This is a genomic window from Paraniabella ginsengisoli (assembly GCF_022513635.1).
Classification (GTDB): Bacteria; Bacteroidota; Bacteroidia; order Chitinophagales; family Chitinophagaceae; genus Niabella; species Niabella ginsengisoli.
In genome coordinates this window covers 722,545-738,487 of sequence record NZ_JAKWBL010000004.1, presented here as the reverse complement: position 1 = coordinate 738,487, position 15,943 = coordinate 722,545, and the positions used below count along the sequence as shown (strand labels likewise).

At 38.1% G+C, this 15,943-nt stretch carries 16 protein-coding genes; 11 read left to right on the top strand and 5 right to left on the bottom strand.

Annotation, left to right across the window (positions count from 1 at the left end; translation table 11 throughout):
* Nucleotides 1-22 precede the first annotated feature (22 nt).
* The 4 genes from MKP09_RS21150 to MKP09_RS21135 form a co-directional block, all read right to left on the bottom strand.
* Nucleotides 23-1,186, bottom strand: coding sequence for a beta-helix domain-containing protein (locus MKP09_RS21150; protein ID WP_240832254.1), 1,164 nt, complete (start codon nt 1,184-1,186; stop codon nt 23-25).
* A 150-nt stretch (nt 1,187-1,336) separates the two neighbouring features.
* On the bottom strand, nt 1,337-1,936 hold the full coding sequence (locus MKP09_RS21145) for a TonB-dependent receptor (RefSeq protein ID WP_240832253.1): 600 nt from the start codon (nt 1,934-1,936) through the stop codon (nt 1,337-1,339).
* On the bottom strand, nt 1,933-3,069 hold the full coding sequence (locus MKP09_RS21140) for a TonB-dependent receptor domain-containing protein (RefSeq protein WP_240832252.1): 1,137 nt from the start codon (nt 3,067-3,069) through the stop codon (nt 1,933-1,935). The genes MKP09_RS21145 and MKP09_RS21140 overlap by 4 nt, the downstream gene beginning before the upstream one ends.
* Before the next feature lie 56 nt (nt 3,070-3,125).
* Nucleotides 3,126-4,001, bottom strand: coding sequence for a carboxypeptidase-like regulatory domain-containing protein (locus tag MKP09_RS21135; protein ID WP_240832251.1), 876 nt, complete (start codon nt 3,999-4,001; stop codon nt 3,126-3,128).
* A gap of 446 nt (nt 4,002-4,447) precedes the next feature.
* Between MKP09_RS21135 and MKP09_RS26800 the strand changes: the two genes are divergently transcribed.
* The 11 genes from MKP09_RS26800 to MKP09_RS27600 all read left to right on the top strand — a co-directional run bounded on the left by MKP09_RS26800 (nt 4,448) and on the right by MKP09_RS27600 (nt 14,601).
* Nucleotides 4,448-4,819, top strand: coding sequence for a DUF47 domain-containing protein (locus MKP09_RS26800; RefSeq protein ID WP_262915555.1), 372 nt, complete (start codon nt 4,448-4,450; stop codon nt 4,817-4,819).
* Nucleotides 4,807-5,094 carry a DUF47 domain-containing protein gene (locus tag MKP09_RS26795; RefSeq protein WP_262915554.1) on the top strand — a complete coding sequence of 96 codons (288 nt, stop codon included), beginning with the start codon at nt 4,807-4,809 and terminating at the stop codon, nt 5,092-5,094. The genes MKP09_RS26800 and MKP09_RS26795 overlap by 13 nt, the downstream gene beginning before the upstream one ends.
* A 108-nt stretch (nt 5,095-5,202) precedes the next feature.
* Nucleotides 5,203-6,594 (top strand): inorganic phosphate transporter, encoded by a 1,392-nt coding sequence (locus MKP09_RS21125; protein WP_240832250.1) that lies wholly within the window; start codon nt 5,203-5,205, stop codon nt 6,592-6,594.
* Between the two features lie 186 nt (nt 6,595-6,780).
* Entirely contained in the window at nt 6,781-7,815 is a 1,035-nt protein-coding gene (galE, locus tag MKP09_RS21120; RefSeq protein WP_240832249.1) for a UDP-glucose 4-epimerase GalE, read from the top strand.
* Between the two features lie 100 nt (nt 7,816-7,915).
* Complete coding sequence (locus MKP09_RS21115) at nt 7,916-8,596, top strand: ankyrin repeat domain-containing protein (RefSeq protein ID WP_240832248.1); 681 nt, start codon at nt 7,916-7,918, stop codon at nt 8,594-8,596.
* Nucleotides 8,597-8,886: 290 nt separating this feature from the next.
* Nucleotides 8,887-9,495 carry a response regulator transcription factor gene (locus tag MKP09_RS21110; RefSeq protein WP_240832247.1) on the top strand — a complete coding sequence of 203 codons (609 nt, stop codon included), beginning with the start codon at nt 8,887-8,889 and terminating at the stop codon, nt 9,493-9,495.
* An 84-nt stretch (nt 9,496-9,579) separates the two neighbouring features.
* Complete coding sequence (locus tag MKP09_RS21105; RefSeq protein ID WP_240832246.1) at nt 9,580-10,950, top strand: HAMP domain-containing sensor histidine kinase; 1,371 nt, start codon at nt 9,580-9,582, stop codon at nt 10,948-10,950.
* Between the two features lie 141 nt (nt 10,951-11,091).
* Nucleotides 11,092-11,493, top strand: a complete 402-nt coding sequence (locus MKP09_RS21100) for an adenine nucleotide alpha hydrolase family protein (protein ID WP_240832245.1) — start codon at nt 11,092-11,094, stop codon at nt 11,491-11,493.
* A 1,068-nt stretch (nt 11,494-12,561) separates the two neighbouring features.
* Nucleotides 12,562-13,080, top strand: a complete 519-nt coding sequence (locus tag MKP09_RS21095) for a M13 family metallopeptidase (RefSeq protein ID WP_240832244.1) — start codon at nt 12,562-12,564, stop codon at nt 13,078-13,080.
* Nucleotides 13,077-13,442, top strand: coding sequence for a M13 family metallopeptidase N-terminal domain-containing protein (locus MKP09_RS26790; RefSeq protein WP_262915553.1), 366 nt, complete (start codon nt 13,077-13,079; stop codon nt 13,440-13,442). The genes MKP09_RS21095 and MKP09_RS26790 overlap by 4 nt, the downstream gene beginning before the upstream one ends.
* Nucleotides 13,426-14,601: a M13 family metallopeptidase gene (locus tag MKP09_RS27600; RefSeq protein WP_317235466.1), complete on the top strand. Its 1,176-nt coding sequence runs from the start codon at nt 13,426-13,428 to the stop codon at nt 14,599-14,601. Before MKP09_RS26790 ends, MKP09_RS27600 begins: the two co-directional genes overlap by 17 nt.
* A gap of 66 nt (nt 14,602-14,667) precedes the next feature.
* On the opposite strand, the gene MKP09_RS21080 is transcribed toward MKP09_RS27600, so the two are convergent.
* Nucleotides 14,668-15,855 carry a PQQ-dependent sugar dehydrogenase family protein gene (locus tag MKP09_RS21080; protein WP_240832243.1) on the bottom strand — a complete coding sequence of 396 codons (1,188 nt, stop codon included), beginning with the start codon at nt 15,853-15,855 and terminating at the stop codon, nt 14,668-14,670.
* Nucleotides 15,856-15,943: the final 88 nt, after the last annotated feature.

Below are 15,943 nucleotides of genomic sequence, written 5' to 3'. Positions count from 1 at the left end.
ACATCAACCCGTGCAACTTCAATTAGAAATCACTAAATCCTGTCCAACCAAATGATGAAGAGCTGGCGCCTGTATTAGCAGCATTAGCAGTAACAGTAGCACCAATAGCAGTACCCAAATTAATTTCTGTACCAGAAACAGTAATATCTTTTTTGAACGATATGTTGGTCGCTATATTACCAGTCCCTTTTCCGTCTGTAAGGTCAATAAGATCTGTGCACGTAGTACCTTTAACAAGAAGGTTGGTAATTGCAGCAGTTGCGCCTCTCCGCACTTTAACAGCATCCTGCATTGGAAATGCTGATTTGTTCACAATTGTAATATTTTGAAATTTGAAGTTAGACTGATTAATATCAGCAGGTGTATTACCATCCAGGTTTCCGTCGAGCTCTGCTCCTCTGGGATCTGCTTCATTACTTGTAAATGGAACTGATTTTCCGGTAGGATCAATAGTGTTAACCTGCCAAACACCATAAGCGTTGTCTAATGTACCTCTCCAGCCCTGTGTGGCGTCAAACATATCATCGTCAGAATTTACCACTAAAATGTTTTTTACATTTACCGCACCTCCAAAAAACTCCACGCCATCATCAGCAGAGTAAGGGATATAAACGTTTTCAATTTTTGTACCGCTACCCACGCCATTCAAGGTTAAACCATTATGTTCAATATCGGCAGAAGATTTTGATCCGGTAAATTCTAATGTTAAATACTCAATAACACCTGAATTATCGGCATCATCACCACCACCATAAGGCACTGTAGGATCTATTTCTGTAGTACCAGTAGGTGTTTGACCTGCAGCACCAGATATTTTTGCTTTCCCATTGATTACCAAACCGCCCCAATCGCCAGGCGCTGGTGTTGCAGCAGCAGAAGTCATTTTTACGGGTTTTTCAGCAGTACCGTTTACAAAGATCTGTCCGCCCTGTTCTACAAGAATGTATTTGTCGAAACCTTTCTCAGCTTTAATAACAGTACCGGCAGGAATTCTTAGTTTTCCGCCATTTTTAACTTTCAAAGAACCAGTTAGCGTATAGGTAGTATTTGCATTTAGGGTTCTTTCAGTAGAAAGATCTCCACTAAGGTTTTCTTCGGTAGGTGTTTCTGTTATAGGATCGTCGTCCTTACCACAGGATGTTAAAAATAAGGCCGCAACAGCCACACTTAAGAAAATTTGTTTCATGATTTACGTTTTATGGGGCAAAATTATCACAGCTGTAACAATTGAATGTTACCTTACCATGAACAAATTGTTAACCCTTGTTTTAAAATATATCAATTTAAAAATTGAAAATGAAGATTGCTTATTTATAAGAAATATAGATGAAACGCACTAAAACCTGTATGATATTCCTAAATCGAACGTCATACCTTTTTTATAACTGCGTATGATTACTGCCGGAGTATTTGTTTCAGTTGCACCTTCTCTGGTAAGTTTGTAATCGGGATTTAGTAAATTTTTTGCTTTCAAACTAAATCCAAAATGCTTATTAAGGTCTATCAAGCTTACAAAATCAAGAGTAGATACATTTTCTTCAATAAGATTGTTATATCCGCGTGTTCCTATGGTATGTACTTTATCGCTTAAATAATTAAATACCACCGTATTCGTCACTTTTAAATTATTCGCTGTAAGGTTATGCGTTACATCGGCATTTAAAATATAAGGCGCCGCGCCTTCGAGCTGAGACGATGTGTTTTGCACAAAAAACTGGGGATCGAGTTTTACATTCGTATAAATATAAGATCCGTTCATACCTAAACTAAACTTGTGTTTATTAGATGCAAGCGTCAGTATCTGTTTACGAAATTCAAGTTCTACTCCTGCAGCAACGGCGTTATCAGACACGTTGTTATAAGTTCTTAATCCCGCCGAATTCCCCTGATCTACTCTGGCTATCGGATCTAAAATATACTTGTAGAAACCATTCATGGTAAGGATTTCACTACCTGAAATGTACCAATCCCATTTAAGGTCGAAGTTGTAGTTGGTAGATACTTCAAGATTGGGGTTACCATTGTCATTACCATCAATGCCCAGATATATGAAGGCGATATTTCTTTATCCTGTGGCAAAGTAAAAGTTCGGCTGGCTCCGAATCTTAAATGATTTTTCCTGTTAAGTTCGAATTTTGCATTTATGCTGGGCGAAATAAAAAATCCTTCAATATCGTTAGAGCCAATGCTCACACCACGGTTTACCCGGTAATTAATTTTGGTAAACACGTTGTCGGCACGAACCCCTGCATTTAAGGTGAGTTTGCTGTTTAGCTGATGTACCACATCAACGTAGGCTCCATGATTGTTTCTCTTAACGTCATAAGTATCATTAAAATGTTCTAGACTGAAATCGCCATCGGATAAATTCTCCTGGTTAAAATAGGGGTCTAATGCAATATTGTCGCGATCAAATGTGGGTGAGTTGGTTTGCCCACCAGCCCATATAAGGTTATAAATAGGAGCAGAAAAATCTTTAGTGCTAATTCTGCCATCGTATCCAACTTCTACATAAGACAACCTGTCGCTTTCAGGTAAAAGGTTATACTGAAGATTAACTTTAGGCAATATGGCTGTTTCTGTTATCTGGCTGTTGAAACGTTGGTTTCGGCCTTCACCCCCTAACAACTGTACCTGATTATTGCCGACAGACTGGAACATCAGTATTCTGCGATCCGGCTCTTCGCCGTTTATATAATTTATACCTGCCCCTAACATATACTTTAACCTATCAGATAATTTCCCATCCCATTTTAACTGGTTAACGAACACGGTATTGTCGTTAATTTGCAAACGCCTGATCAACCCTTCATAGTTATAGTCCTGCGCTCCCTGGAAAATTTCAGATTCTTTACCATAAAAATCAGCCGCATACGCGGATCCGGTATGCACATACATAGAATTATAAAAAAGCTTCCCTTTTTCAAAATTGAGCTCCAGATTACCCATTAAAAGATGAGAAGTATATCTTTTAGATTGCTGATAAGTAAAATCCCTATACGGATCCTGCGGATTAGTTGCAGTAATAAAGCGTGTTACCCCCTCCTGGTATTGATAGGAATTGTTCATGGCTCCCACCAAATAAAAACGATGGCGGTTAGAAAATTTCTTTCCACCCGAAACGGCTAAACTGCTGTTAATAGGATTGCTTTTTTGATAGGGTCAAGAGAAGTATTGAACGAATAATCTGTCAAGAATTGTTGGTTTGTACCTTTAGGCCCGTCAGATGCAAAAGAGTACCCCAACTTGTTCAAACCTTCGGGAAGATAAAAATTGCTACCCGGCACCTGGCTGTTTATAGACGAAGAAAGGCTTACCTGTAATTCTGAATTACCGATTAGCTCTTTAGATCTTATATCAATAAGGGCACCACCCACATCACCATTCATAGAGGCGTTGAATACTTTATTTACACCTATTGATTGAATCATATCATTGGTGAAAAAGTCTAATGCAATATTCTTAAACTCCGGATCTTCGGAAGGAACGGCAAACCCGTTAAGTGTAGTGGAATTATAACGATCTCCCAATCCACGCACAAATACATTCTTTAACCCGTCCTGCTTTGATATACCGGAAATTCTGGCAACTCCTGCTTCAGCATTGCTGATACCTTTGCGAGAAAGCTCTTGCGCACCAATAGCCTGTACCGCTATAATGGTCTTTTTTTGTTCCGAAAGCAATCTGCTTTCAGACTCTCTGTTACCTCCAGTGGCAGAAACAACTACTCCTTGCATGGTAGTTTTTGACTCTGTTAAAACAAAATCTAATATAGCTTCCTTGTCGGCTGTTACTGTAGCAGTAAGCACTGTAGAGTCGTAAGAGATAAAAGAACATTTTAATGTTATCTCTCCTGAAGCAATATTTCCCATCTTATATTCCCCGTTAACGTCAGACGTTACACCTCGTGAAGTACCATTAATTATAATAGAAGCACCAGCTATCACTACTCCTTTATCATTAGTAACCCTGCCCTTTATGCTCCCAGTTTGTGCAAACAAAACTGTATTACAACATATTAACAAAACAAAAAAATATACTTCATTTGTACTAAATTCCCTGGATAAATAGTTTTGCTTATTAGCTGAATTACGAATTTGTAAATAGCTTTACAATTATTGAATAAAGCCACAATTGGGTTTTTTTAAGACAGTCATTGTATCTCTGAAGAAACATCATATATATTATGTAATAATGAATTTCCTGCAAAGGTGAATCCGTTATGTTACCAGATTATTACCGTCATGTTACCAAATCGTAACGCTAATGTTATGGCAATATTAATTCTGCTTACATTTGTCAATAACAGTAAATATTAAGAGATAAGATGGGAGCAAATGATCAGTAATCTGATCATTCCAATATTAAGGAATTATTAAATCCTTTAATTTTAGGCAATACAAGCATCGAACAAAATACTTTTGCCACCACTTTAAAACAATTCGTTATGGGTCTTAACTCAATACTTAAAATTTTTACTCCTTCAAATACGGTTTTCTTTGAGCTTTTTGAAAAAATTTCGGAGAACGTTGCCAAGTCTGGAGACCTTTTAAAACAATTAGTAAATGAACCCGATTACGATAAGCGCAGTACTTTAGTGCAGGCTTTAATTGATGTGGAGCACGCCAGCGATGAGCTTACACATAGCGTGTTCACTGAATTAAGCCGCAACTTTATTACACCATTTGATAGGGAAGATATCCATTCCCTGGCGGCGGCATTAGATGATATTGTAGATTATACTTATTCTGCGGGAAAAAGATCAATTTTTACCGCGTCAATCCTAACGAGATCGGTTTCCAAAAAATGGCCGAACTGATTGAGCAGGGATCTCAACACGTAAAGACAGCCGTAGCAGAGCTTCGTAATATGAAGAAGATTAGAAATATTACAGAAGCGCTGGTTAAAATAAATAGTATAGAAAACCAGGCAGACGATGTATTTGATATGAGCATCGAAAAATTATTTAATAGTGATATTGACGCTAAAGAGTTAATAAAAAGAAGAGATATTTATCAGGTAATGGAACTGGTTACCGATAAATGTGAAGATGCAGGCAATGTCATTGAGTCTATTATTATTAAATACGCTTAACAGGCAGATGACAGCTGATAGTTGACGGATGACAGCCTGTTGAGTCACGTATCATTCATTATTGACTATTCATCATCGCCATTCACTATTAACTATTGACCATTCACTATGTTTACCTACCTCGTTATCATAATAGCTCTCGCTCTTATTTTTGATTACATCAACGGATTTCATGATGCAGCAAACTCAATAGCAACGGTTGTTTCAACAAAAGTACTTACACCGTTACAAGCGGTGGCCTGGGCAGCTTTTTTTAATTTTGTGGCTTATTTTATTTTTGATCACGGCGTTGCCGAAACCATCAGTAAAATAGTTTATCAGGATTTTGTAACCCTTAATGTAATTTTCGCGGGTATTGTAGCCGCTATTATGTGGAACTTACTTACCTGGTGGTTTGGCATTCCTTCTTCCTCTTCACATACTTTAATTGGCGGATTTGCCGGCGCAGCAATTGCACATGCTTATTTATCGCATACAGGAGATGGGTTGCCCATTTCAGAAATTGTAAATATGAGTAAAATCATCCCTACTGTTGCTTTTATCATTTTAGCACCACTACTTGGGATGATTGTAGCTTTTTTAATCTCCGTTTGGTTTTTGCATTCGTTTAAAAAGGGTATGGTATTTAAAATACTTTCCATTGGTATTATTTTGGGAGCTATTTTTCTTTTTATCAATGTTGCCAATGATCCTGAAGAAGGCATTGCTACACTAAATACAGAAGCAGTTACAGCGCAAAAAGATTATGCAGCAATTGCCGCCATCTATAACCCTGCCGAAGCCAACAAAGCAACAAAGAAAGAGTTTGATAACGCCAAGGCTTCGATGATGGTAAAAAATAAAACATTGAAAAATGCTGAAAAATTAATGGCAAGCAAAAAGCCGTATTTTCTGAAATTTTTACTTTATGGCCATAATATGAAATGGTTTCTGCTCACGTTTATACTGGTAAGTATTGCTGCTTTTTCAATATTTTTAAGTTCGCTCAATTACGCTAAGGCAGAGCGCTGGTTTAAACGCATGCAGCTTTTATCTTCTGCCGCATTTAGCGTGGGTCATGGTGGAAATGATAGCCAAAAAGTAATGGGTATTATAATGGCAGCATTTGTTGCTTACGATCCTTCAAAATACAGCCTCGATGGTATGGTAAGCTGGGTGCCGCTGGCCTGTTATACAATGATTGCATTAGGAACTTTAAGCGGCGGTTGGAAAATTATAAAAACAATGGGAACCCGCATTACCAAAGTAACCCCATTTGAAGGGGTAGCGGCCGAAACCGCCGGAGCTATTACCCTTTTCGTAACCGAAATGCTAAAAATTCCGGTTAGTACAACACATACCATTACGGGTTCTATTATAGGTGTAGGTGCCACCAAACGCCTTTCAGCTGTGCGTTGGGGAGTAACGGTTAGCCTGCTTTGGGCCTGGGTGTTAACCATTCCTGTTAGTGCTGTTTTAGCAAGTATTGTATATTTTATTGTATCTAAAATTACCGGTTAAAATTACTTTGCCTTTTAGATAAAAAACGCTCACCTTTGCGCCGGTATCGAACGCAAAGGTGTTTTTTTATGTGCCCAGCCAGGTGCATAACCCATCTAAATTGCGTCGCACACTTGTGCAGTCCAACATTGCTCAGCTGTGCTACCGCAGGATCGATCACTCATCAGAAAAAACATAATATCTTCTATGGCAAAAATTTTAGTTACCGGTGGCTGCGGCTATATTGGCTCTCACACAGTTGTTGATCTTATTCAAAATGGTTACGACGTTATTTCAATTGATAATAACAGCCGTTCTAACCCCGAAGTATTAAAAGGTATTGAAGCTATTACAGGAACTGCCGTTAAAAACTATAAAGTTGATCTTTGCAACTTCGACGACACGTACGCTGTGTTTCAGGAAAACACGGACATTGTAGGCATTATTCATTTTGCAGCTTATAAAGCCGTTGGCGAATCAGTAGAGCAACCACTGGTGTATTATGAAAACAATCTGAACTCTCTTATAAATATTCTAAGGTGTGTAGGCGATTTTAAAATACCTTATTTGGTATTCTCTTCTTCATGTACTGTTTATGGCAATCCGGATGTAATACCTGTGACAGAAGAGACTCCGGGAAAACCTGCAGAAAGTCCTTATGGAGCAACCAAGCAAATGGGTGAACAGATATTAGTGGATTTTGCCAAAGTTGCTAAAGACACCAATATTATTTCGTTAAGATACTTCAATCCGGTAGGCGCACATCCTTCTATTGAAATTGGAGAATTACCAATTGGGCGTCCCCAAAATCTATTCCCGGCCATCACACAAACAGCTATTGGTAAATTACCTAAAATGACCGTTTACGGGTCTGATTATGATACACGTGATGGAAGTTGCCTGCGCGATTTTATTCATGTTAGTGATATTTCACATGCACACACGCTGGCCATCCAGTTCTTACAAAATGCCAAAAATAATTCCAACTACGAAATATTTAATTTAGGCACCGGAAATGGCGTTACTGTACTCGAAGCGATTAATGCTTTTGAACGAGTTAGCGGCGAAAAATTAAATTATGAAATAGGCCCGCGCCGCGCGGGAGATGTAATAGCCATTTATGCCAACAATGACTATGCTGTAAAAAGCCTGGGTTGGGACATTAAATATGGTATTGATGAGATGATGGATACTGCATGGCAATGGGAACAAAAATTAAAGAAGCAGGCTACTATTATATAGGTAGATATTACTCACCTATTAATATTTTAACCAAACTAAAACTAATACATTTATGAGATGTCTTTTTGTTGCATTTTCAATTCTCCTTTCAAGTATGCTAATGGGGCAAAAGCTTTTTAAGGCAGTTGAAAATTCAGATGTTGAGAAAGTTATTGAATTGTTAGAAAAAGGAGAAGACCCTAACGCATATTCAAAAGATGGTCTCTTTCCTTTGTGGCGTGCTGCGGCAGATAACAATATTGAAATAGCAAAAATTTTGCTTAAGAGAGGAGCTAATGTTAAGCAAAGAGATAAAATAAAACCAGCTTTTTCTACAGCAATTTCCTATCCCTGTCAAGAAGGCTATTTAGATATGGTTAAACTGTTAGTAGAAAATGGAGCGGATGTTAATATTAAGGAATTTCGAGATTTTACACCCATTAGAATAGCAGCTCGAAACGGACATTTAGATATTGTAAAATACTTAGCAGATAAAGGAGCAGTAATTGATATTAAGGCAATGGATGGCGCCACACCATTAGAACATGCTGCATCAAAAGGACATTATGATATAGTGAAATTTTTAATTGATAAAGGAGCAGATATAAATAATCAAGATAATGACGGTGATTTCCCTTTAGGAGAAGCAGCAAAACTTGGATATTTAGAAATAATTAAACTGCTCTTAGAAAAAGAAGCAAATACTAATCTTAAAAACAAAGAAAATAAAACCGCATTAGAGCTGGCTAGATTTCATGGCCAAAACAAGGCGGCTAAGTTAATTGAAGAGTTCAGCAAATGACATCAGTCTAAATTGCATTTAGACAAAGCTGGCTGCCTAAAATTAAAGAAGCAGGCCGAAGCTGCTCAATAAAATAATTCAATGGAGAATTTAACAAAGCCCGCGTAGTTTGCGGGCTTTGTTGCTAAAGTGTAATTTTAGAAAAACTTTTGTCAAAGTTTCTTAAGTTTTACCGATTTTGTGATATTGCTGTTTTACACAAGCCAGCTTTCTCTGAATTAAAAAAGTATGCGATAAGTAAAATTTCCTTCGCACAAAAAAACGCAGCCAAGCTGCACTAAAATATACGAATGAAAATATTGTTGATAGAAGATGAACCAAGTGTGGCGAGTATTATAAATAAAGGGCTTACTGAGAGTGGCTACAGCATTTCCATAGCGCCAGATGGAACAATAGGACTTGACCTTGCGCTGACCAATGATTTTGATGTGATTATACTTGACATAATGCTGCCCGGCATTAATGGCATGCAGCTTTGCAAAACTATTCGGGATAATAAAATAGATACGCCTATTTTATTTTTGACAGCGCTGGGTACAACAGAAAATATAGTAGCCGGACTTAACGCAGGTGCCGATGATTACCTGGTAAAACCTTTCAAATTTGTGGAACTTGAAGCAAGGATTCGATCGCTAAGCAGAAGAAGAGGGACACCAATTGAGCAGGAAGATACCTTTAGCGCGGCTGATCTTCACGTTAACAGATCTTCAAAAATTGTTACCCTGAAAGGCCAGTCTGTTAACCTTACCGCTACCGAATTCAGGCTGCTGGAGTTTTTAATAAGAAATAGAAATAAAGTAGTATCCAGAATAGAAATACTTGAACATGTATGGGGTATCAATTTTAATATGGGAACGAATGTAGTTGATGTTTATATCAATTATCTGCGAAAAAAATAGATACAAATCCCGATAATAAATTTATCCAAACAGTAATCGGCATGGGATACATGTTTAAAGTTCAGTAAAACTTCAGTCCCGCTAATGACCATACAATCAAAAACCACAATATTATTTACACTGTTAACCGCAGCAGTTTTCACTATCCTGGCAATTGTTGTATATTACTTTTCCAATCAGTTCGCCTACACTGATTTTTATAAACGACTTGAATTAAGAGTTCACATTGCCTCAAAATACAAATTCGAAGAAGATCATAATACAACCGAATCTTTCAAAATAATTCAAAGACAATATCTGGAACGGCTTCCTGACGAACGATCACATATTGTAGCGCTTGATGCGAGAAGCCAGCCTGAACCGCCGTTTCCGCCAGACTTACCTAAGTCTTATCTCAATAGGATAAAAGATGCGAAAGGAGAAACTGTTTTTTACCAAAAAGGCTTAGAGCATTTTGCTGGTATTTTTTATAAAGACGAGACAGGTGATTTTTTAGTGATTGAGTCGGCAGTGAATGCTTATGGTGGCGAGATCATTAGGCAACTGGGCTATATACTTATTATCACACTTGTGGCTTCTATCATTATCATTTACAGTGTTGGCTTATATTTTTCCAAAAAGGCCTTTCAGCCATTCAGGTATATAACAGAGCGGGTAAACGCTATCAGCGAAGGGAGCCTGCATTTAAGATTAAAGCAACAGGCAGGTACTGATGAGTTGGCTATACTGGTTGATACGTTCAACAATATGCTGGACAAGTTATCTACCGCATTCGAAGCTCAAAATAATTTTGTCAGTCACGCCTCTCACGAGTTTCGCACGCCCCTCACCTCAATTATTGCAGAAGCAGATTTTGCACTATCTCGCGATAGAACGGCAGAAGATTATAAACACAGTCTTAATAATATTGTACAACAATCAGAAAAATTGCAACGGCTTACTAAAGGTTTGTTGGCCTTGGCTCAGTCTGGCTTTGATGGTAAAACCCAACGATGGGAGAAAATAAGATTAGATGAACTTTTATTCAGAATAAAAGAAACCGTAACAGATGTAGAGCCGGAAAATCAGGTATCCATTTTTTTACCTGACCTGCCCGAGCATGAAGATGGCATCAGCGTTTATGGAAATGAAGAATTGCTAAAGATTGCATTGGATAATATTGTGCTGAATGGCTGCAAATATTCGGGTAATGCCCCCGTAAAAATAGATCTGATGCTGGAAGATAAAAAGGCCACTATAACGGTTATAGATAAAGGTATCGGCATACCCGAAAACGAGGTTAAATATATTTATGATCCTTTTTTCCGGGCATCTAATACATCCAGATTTGAAGGATATGGAATTGGTATGCCTTTAACCAGAAATATAATTCGCATACACAGGGGAAGTATTGATGTTATTTCCGCTGAAAATGAAGGGACTACAATAAAAATATCTTTACCTCTGGTCTCGTAATAAACAGCACATTAAAATAATATTAAAGACTAACCTCTTTTTTAATCTCTTTCTAATTTAATTCTAACTACAATCTAACTTCCTTCTTAATACCTTTTAATGATGCGCCCCAGTTTTGCTATATAAATAAAACAGCAAACTATGGTTAATATTTTAATTCCAACCGACTTTTCGCAAGCCTCTTTCCGCCTGGCAGAACAAACCGTTAAAACATTAGACAAAGAAGTTAACATCATATTATTTCATATCTATGATATGCCCAATGGAATTAGTGACCTTATTCGTAAAGATCCGCCCTATGCTCAAATGATGAATGATTCTTTCAGGCAAAACTGCAAGTATCTTAAATATAAATATCCTGATCTGATTAAAAAGATATGCTTTAAATACCTCACAGGTAATACACAAGCTGTGTTCAACAACTTTACAGAAGCCAATGAAATAGATATGATTGTTTGTCCGGACAATTATGTTTTTACAAAGAATCATAAAACAAGTATCAACCCTGTTCCTTTCTTCAAAAAAGTAAAATATCGTTGTTAACAAGCTTTATATCAAAAGCTGAAAACAAAGCTGTCAAGGTTGAGCAGCATGCGGAAGAGATGAATGTAGACGTAGTTAAAGCTGTATTAGCAAGTGCGTGATTAAATCAAAATGTTTTGAACGGCTACGAAAGGCCTTAGTGAAACTTCTATACTTACCCGCTCAACCATTTGTAGTAAGCCTGAACACAATTATACTAAGAAATTACTTTAAACCGTTAATAGCCTATTACCCGAAATTAAAAATGTAGAAGAGCACGAATTGGTTGAGGTTTCGTCAATTTACGTGTCAGGTAAAAAGTATTTTATATTATAAGCCGAATAGCGTTTCCGAACATGCGCAAAGCGGAGCAAATGGGGCTCCGCTTTTTTATTACTACAATTTTAAGAATATAAAAAAGCATCGTGTTTATTGCATATTAACTCAGTTACCTAAATTAATTTACTTAAAACCCGATGCTTTAAATAGCTTTTGCATTGTCATGTAGAGTAGATATCAGTCTTGTTAAGTAAGCATATTGCTATGCAAAGTTAAAAAGCTATCAAGCTACAGAACAATTGGCAAGGCATCCGCCAAATTGTTGCCTCACTTCGCTCAGCCGGTAAATATGAATTTATAACTCATTGATGTGTATTTCAACATCCTGATTATTATAAATATTTCTTATTTCCGCTTCACGTCGCTTTGGCAATTACAGCCTATTACATTTACTTTTAGTATGCCGGCTTAATACCGAATCCCAATACTTACGCATTGAAAGTCATGTATTAAAACTTTAGCGATACATTTGTCAAAGAATTTGCTGTAATTACAGGTTTCGAATTTCAACCAGATCGTTAAGAATTTAATTTACTATTCTTCAACCGTGCATTATGAAAATACAACTTCACAGTACCTGTTTCCAAATTTTTATGCTACTTTATACGCACCTGTTGTAAACATAGATATGCACATAACTCAAGCATAAAACTCACAAATTATAGGGAAATACACAGTGTTACACACAAGTGAGAGCTTATTTCTTTAATAACGTCTAAATCATTCTTAGATCCATAAAATATAAAGTATATGCAGAAAACTATTTTTAAGAATCTTTTTCTTTTATCTGTTTTAAGTATTGTAGCCGTTGGCGTTGAAGCCCAACATGGCCAGAATGGCTTTATTGATAAAGCTAATATGATTTCATCTATTAAGCCTGGCGATGATTTTTATAATTATGCAAGTGGCAATTGGATAAAAAATAATCCGGTTCCGGCAAAAGAAACGCGCTGGGGCAGTTTTAATGTATTGAGAGATTTCAATATCAATGCTGTTAAAAATATACTTGAAAAGGCTGCTACTGACAAAAACGCCCCCGCAGGTTCTATTACGCGCCGCGTAGGTGACTTCTATGCAGCTGGTATGGACAGCATCGCTATCGAAAAAGCAGGTTACACCCCTATTAAATCCGACCTATCCCGAATTGCAGCCATTAAAGACCTGACGGGTGTAATAAAGGAAATGAATTATTTAAGAAGCCACGGCATTGCCTCTCCTTTGTACGGCTTTTATATAGGGGGCAGGATAGAAAGAATGTCGAAAAAATGATACCGCAATTATCGCAAGGAGGTATTGGATTGTCTGATCGTGATTATTATTTAAAAGACGATAAACGGTCTGTGCAAATTCGGGAAGCCTACACAAAATATATAAATACTTTGTTTACGCTTACAGGTGTTCCTCAGGCAAAGGCTCAGGAAAATGCCGAAGCAATCTTTAAAATAGAAAAAACGCTGGCTGCGGCGCAGTTGAGCCGCGTGGAAATGCGCGATGCTTATCGCACATACAATAAATTCTCTGTTGACGCGCTTCATAAAACAACACCACTTCTTAACTGGAAACAAATACTTGTATCCTTAAAAGCATCCGGGCAGGATACCGTGTTGGTAAACAATCCATCTTTTTTGTAATCGCCGATTCGCTTTTAAAAACGATTCCTGTCGACGACTGGAAAACATATTTACAATGGTATGTATTAAGGGGGCAGCACCTTATTTAAGTACACCCTTTGTTGATGCCTCCTTTGCTTTTAACCAGGTGAATACGGGACAAAAAGTTCAGACACCTAGGTGGCAACGCATTTCATCATTAACCGATGGGAATATTGGCGAACTGCTTGGCCAACTGTATGTGAAAGAATATTTTAAGCCTGCTGCCAAAGAAAGAATGACTGAACTTGTTAGCAATCTGCGCAAGGCATATGCTAACAGAATACAGCAATTAGACTGGATGAGTGCCGACACCAAGAAAAAGGCATTGATCAAGCTGGCTGCTTTTAGACCCAAAATAGCGTATCCCGACAAGTGGCAGAATTATGATGGATTAACAATTAACCGAAACAGCTTCTTTACAAATTTAAGGAATGCAGATGCCTGGGGATATGACTATATGGTGTCGATGCTTGGCAAACCCGTAGACCGTGAACGTTGGGGAATGACGCCTCCTACTGTTAATGCCTATTACAATGCTACGCTTAATGAAATCGTATTCCCGGCAGGCATATTGCAATTCCCGTTTTTTGATCCTAATGCCGATGATGCTGTTAACTATGGTGGAATAGGCGCTGTTATCGGACATGAAATGTCGCACGGTTTTGATGATAATGGAAGTAAATATGATGCAGATGGTACGTTAAGAAACTGGTGGACAGACGAAGACCGCAAAAAATTTGACACAAAAGCAAATGCGTTAGCCGAACAATTTGACGGATATACCGTACTTGATACATTGCACGTAAATGGAAAATTGACGCTTGGCGAAAATATAGGCGACCTGGGCGGACTTAACGTAGCTTATGAAGCCTTTAAAATGACAAGCCAGGGACAAGGTGATGAAAAGATAGACAGCTTTACTCCTGATCAGCGATTCTTCCTTTCGTGGGCGCAGGTTTGGCGTACCAACATTTTGCCTCAGGCTGCAGCTCAGCAGATCATTACAGATCCGCATGCCCCAGGCCAATACAGAACCATTGGCCCGATTGTAAATATGGATGCCTGGTATAAAGCTTTCGATGTTAAAGAAGGAGACAAGCTTTACAAAAAGCCTGAAGAGCGCATCAGGATATGGTAAAAAATTTTACATACAAAAGGCCCGGCAAAATTACCGGGCCTTTTGTTGTTTTCCTTTTGCAATGAGTTAATCAGCCTTATAAGCTGTAATTACTTCTGAAGTAGATCTTTCGCCATCTTTATCTATCTGAACAATTCTTACAAATATTTTACCCTCACCGCCAACATCTACCTGGTTATCATTTTTACTGCAAGAGGCCGCTGTAACGCCTAAGCCAATTACCAGCATAAAAGAAAGCAGCGAACTGTTTTTTCGTGTTAATAATAAAACAAAGGCGAGTGATAAGATAGAAATACCCATTATCGCCATTTTGCTGTCTACCGATTTAGTAAAGCTGTAATATAGCGGTTTATCAGAATTTCCATTGGAGGCCTTTGTGTCAACTGTTCCTATTTTCACGAAGTCTTTTCCATTAACCGATGCTTCAATATCAAATGCAGTATTATTAGTTTCGGTAAGGGTGCTCCAGTTTATAACTAACGATCCGCCTTGAATTTTCGCTTTTATGTCTCCGTAAGTTACAGGCAGAACAGTTTGTAATGGGAAATAACTGGTAGCCAAATCCGCGATATTTGCCGCATCTGTATTGCTTATCAGCTCGGTAATAATAGCATTTGCCCCGTCCCGATGTGTAAGATAAACACCACCATCAGCGCCTTGAACAGCAATATAAAAATTACCATTGGAAGCCATAGAAAAGCCCACCACTAATCCGGTAAAAGGATCGCCAACTTCATTCACAACACTAAATACTTCATCCATTTCGGTGTTTCCAGTTTCTGTTGTTGATATTGAAGCTGCCGCTGCATAACAAATTACAGCCTGACCATTTACCTGGTCTTGATTTACTAACGCGTATAAATTGCCCTCACCATCGAAAGCAATATCTCCATTATTGAAGTTGCCCAATGTAGATACTCCGTTTAAAGTAACAGTTCCAAGAGACTGAAAAGCTCCTGTTATTCCACCGTTAGGACCAGGCAGAAATCTTCCCAAATAAACGATGCCCGTCGTCTCTTCTGTTGCTGCCAGGTATATATAACCATCCGGGGCTGCAGCCATACGTCTGAAGAATACATTATCGTTGTTGGTGCCGTTAATATCAGCATTAGTTATGACAGCATTGGTTGTTGTTGGCGGCGTAGGCCCCGAAGCAGGAGTTTCATAGGCCTCAATTGAACTGATGCTAAACAGGCCACCATTATCAGGCACCTCAATAAGATAATATAAATAACCATTGTTTCCAAGAGCCATGCCCGCGCTCGACATTCCGCCATATGGCGTAGAAATTACAGAACCTGTGCCTGTAGCAGGATTTACCCCGTGACCTGACTAATTCCAG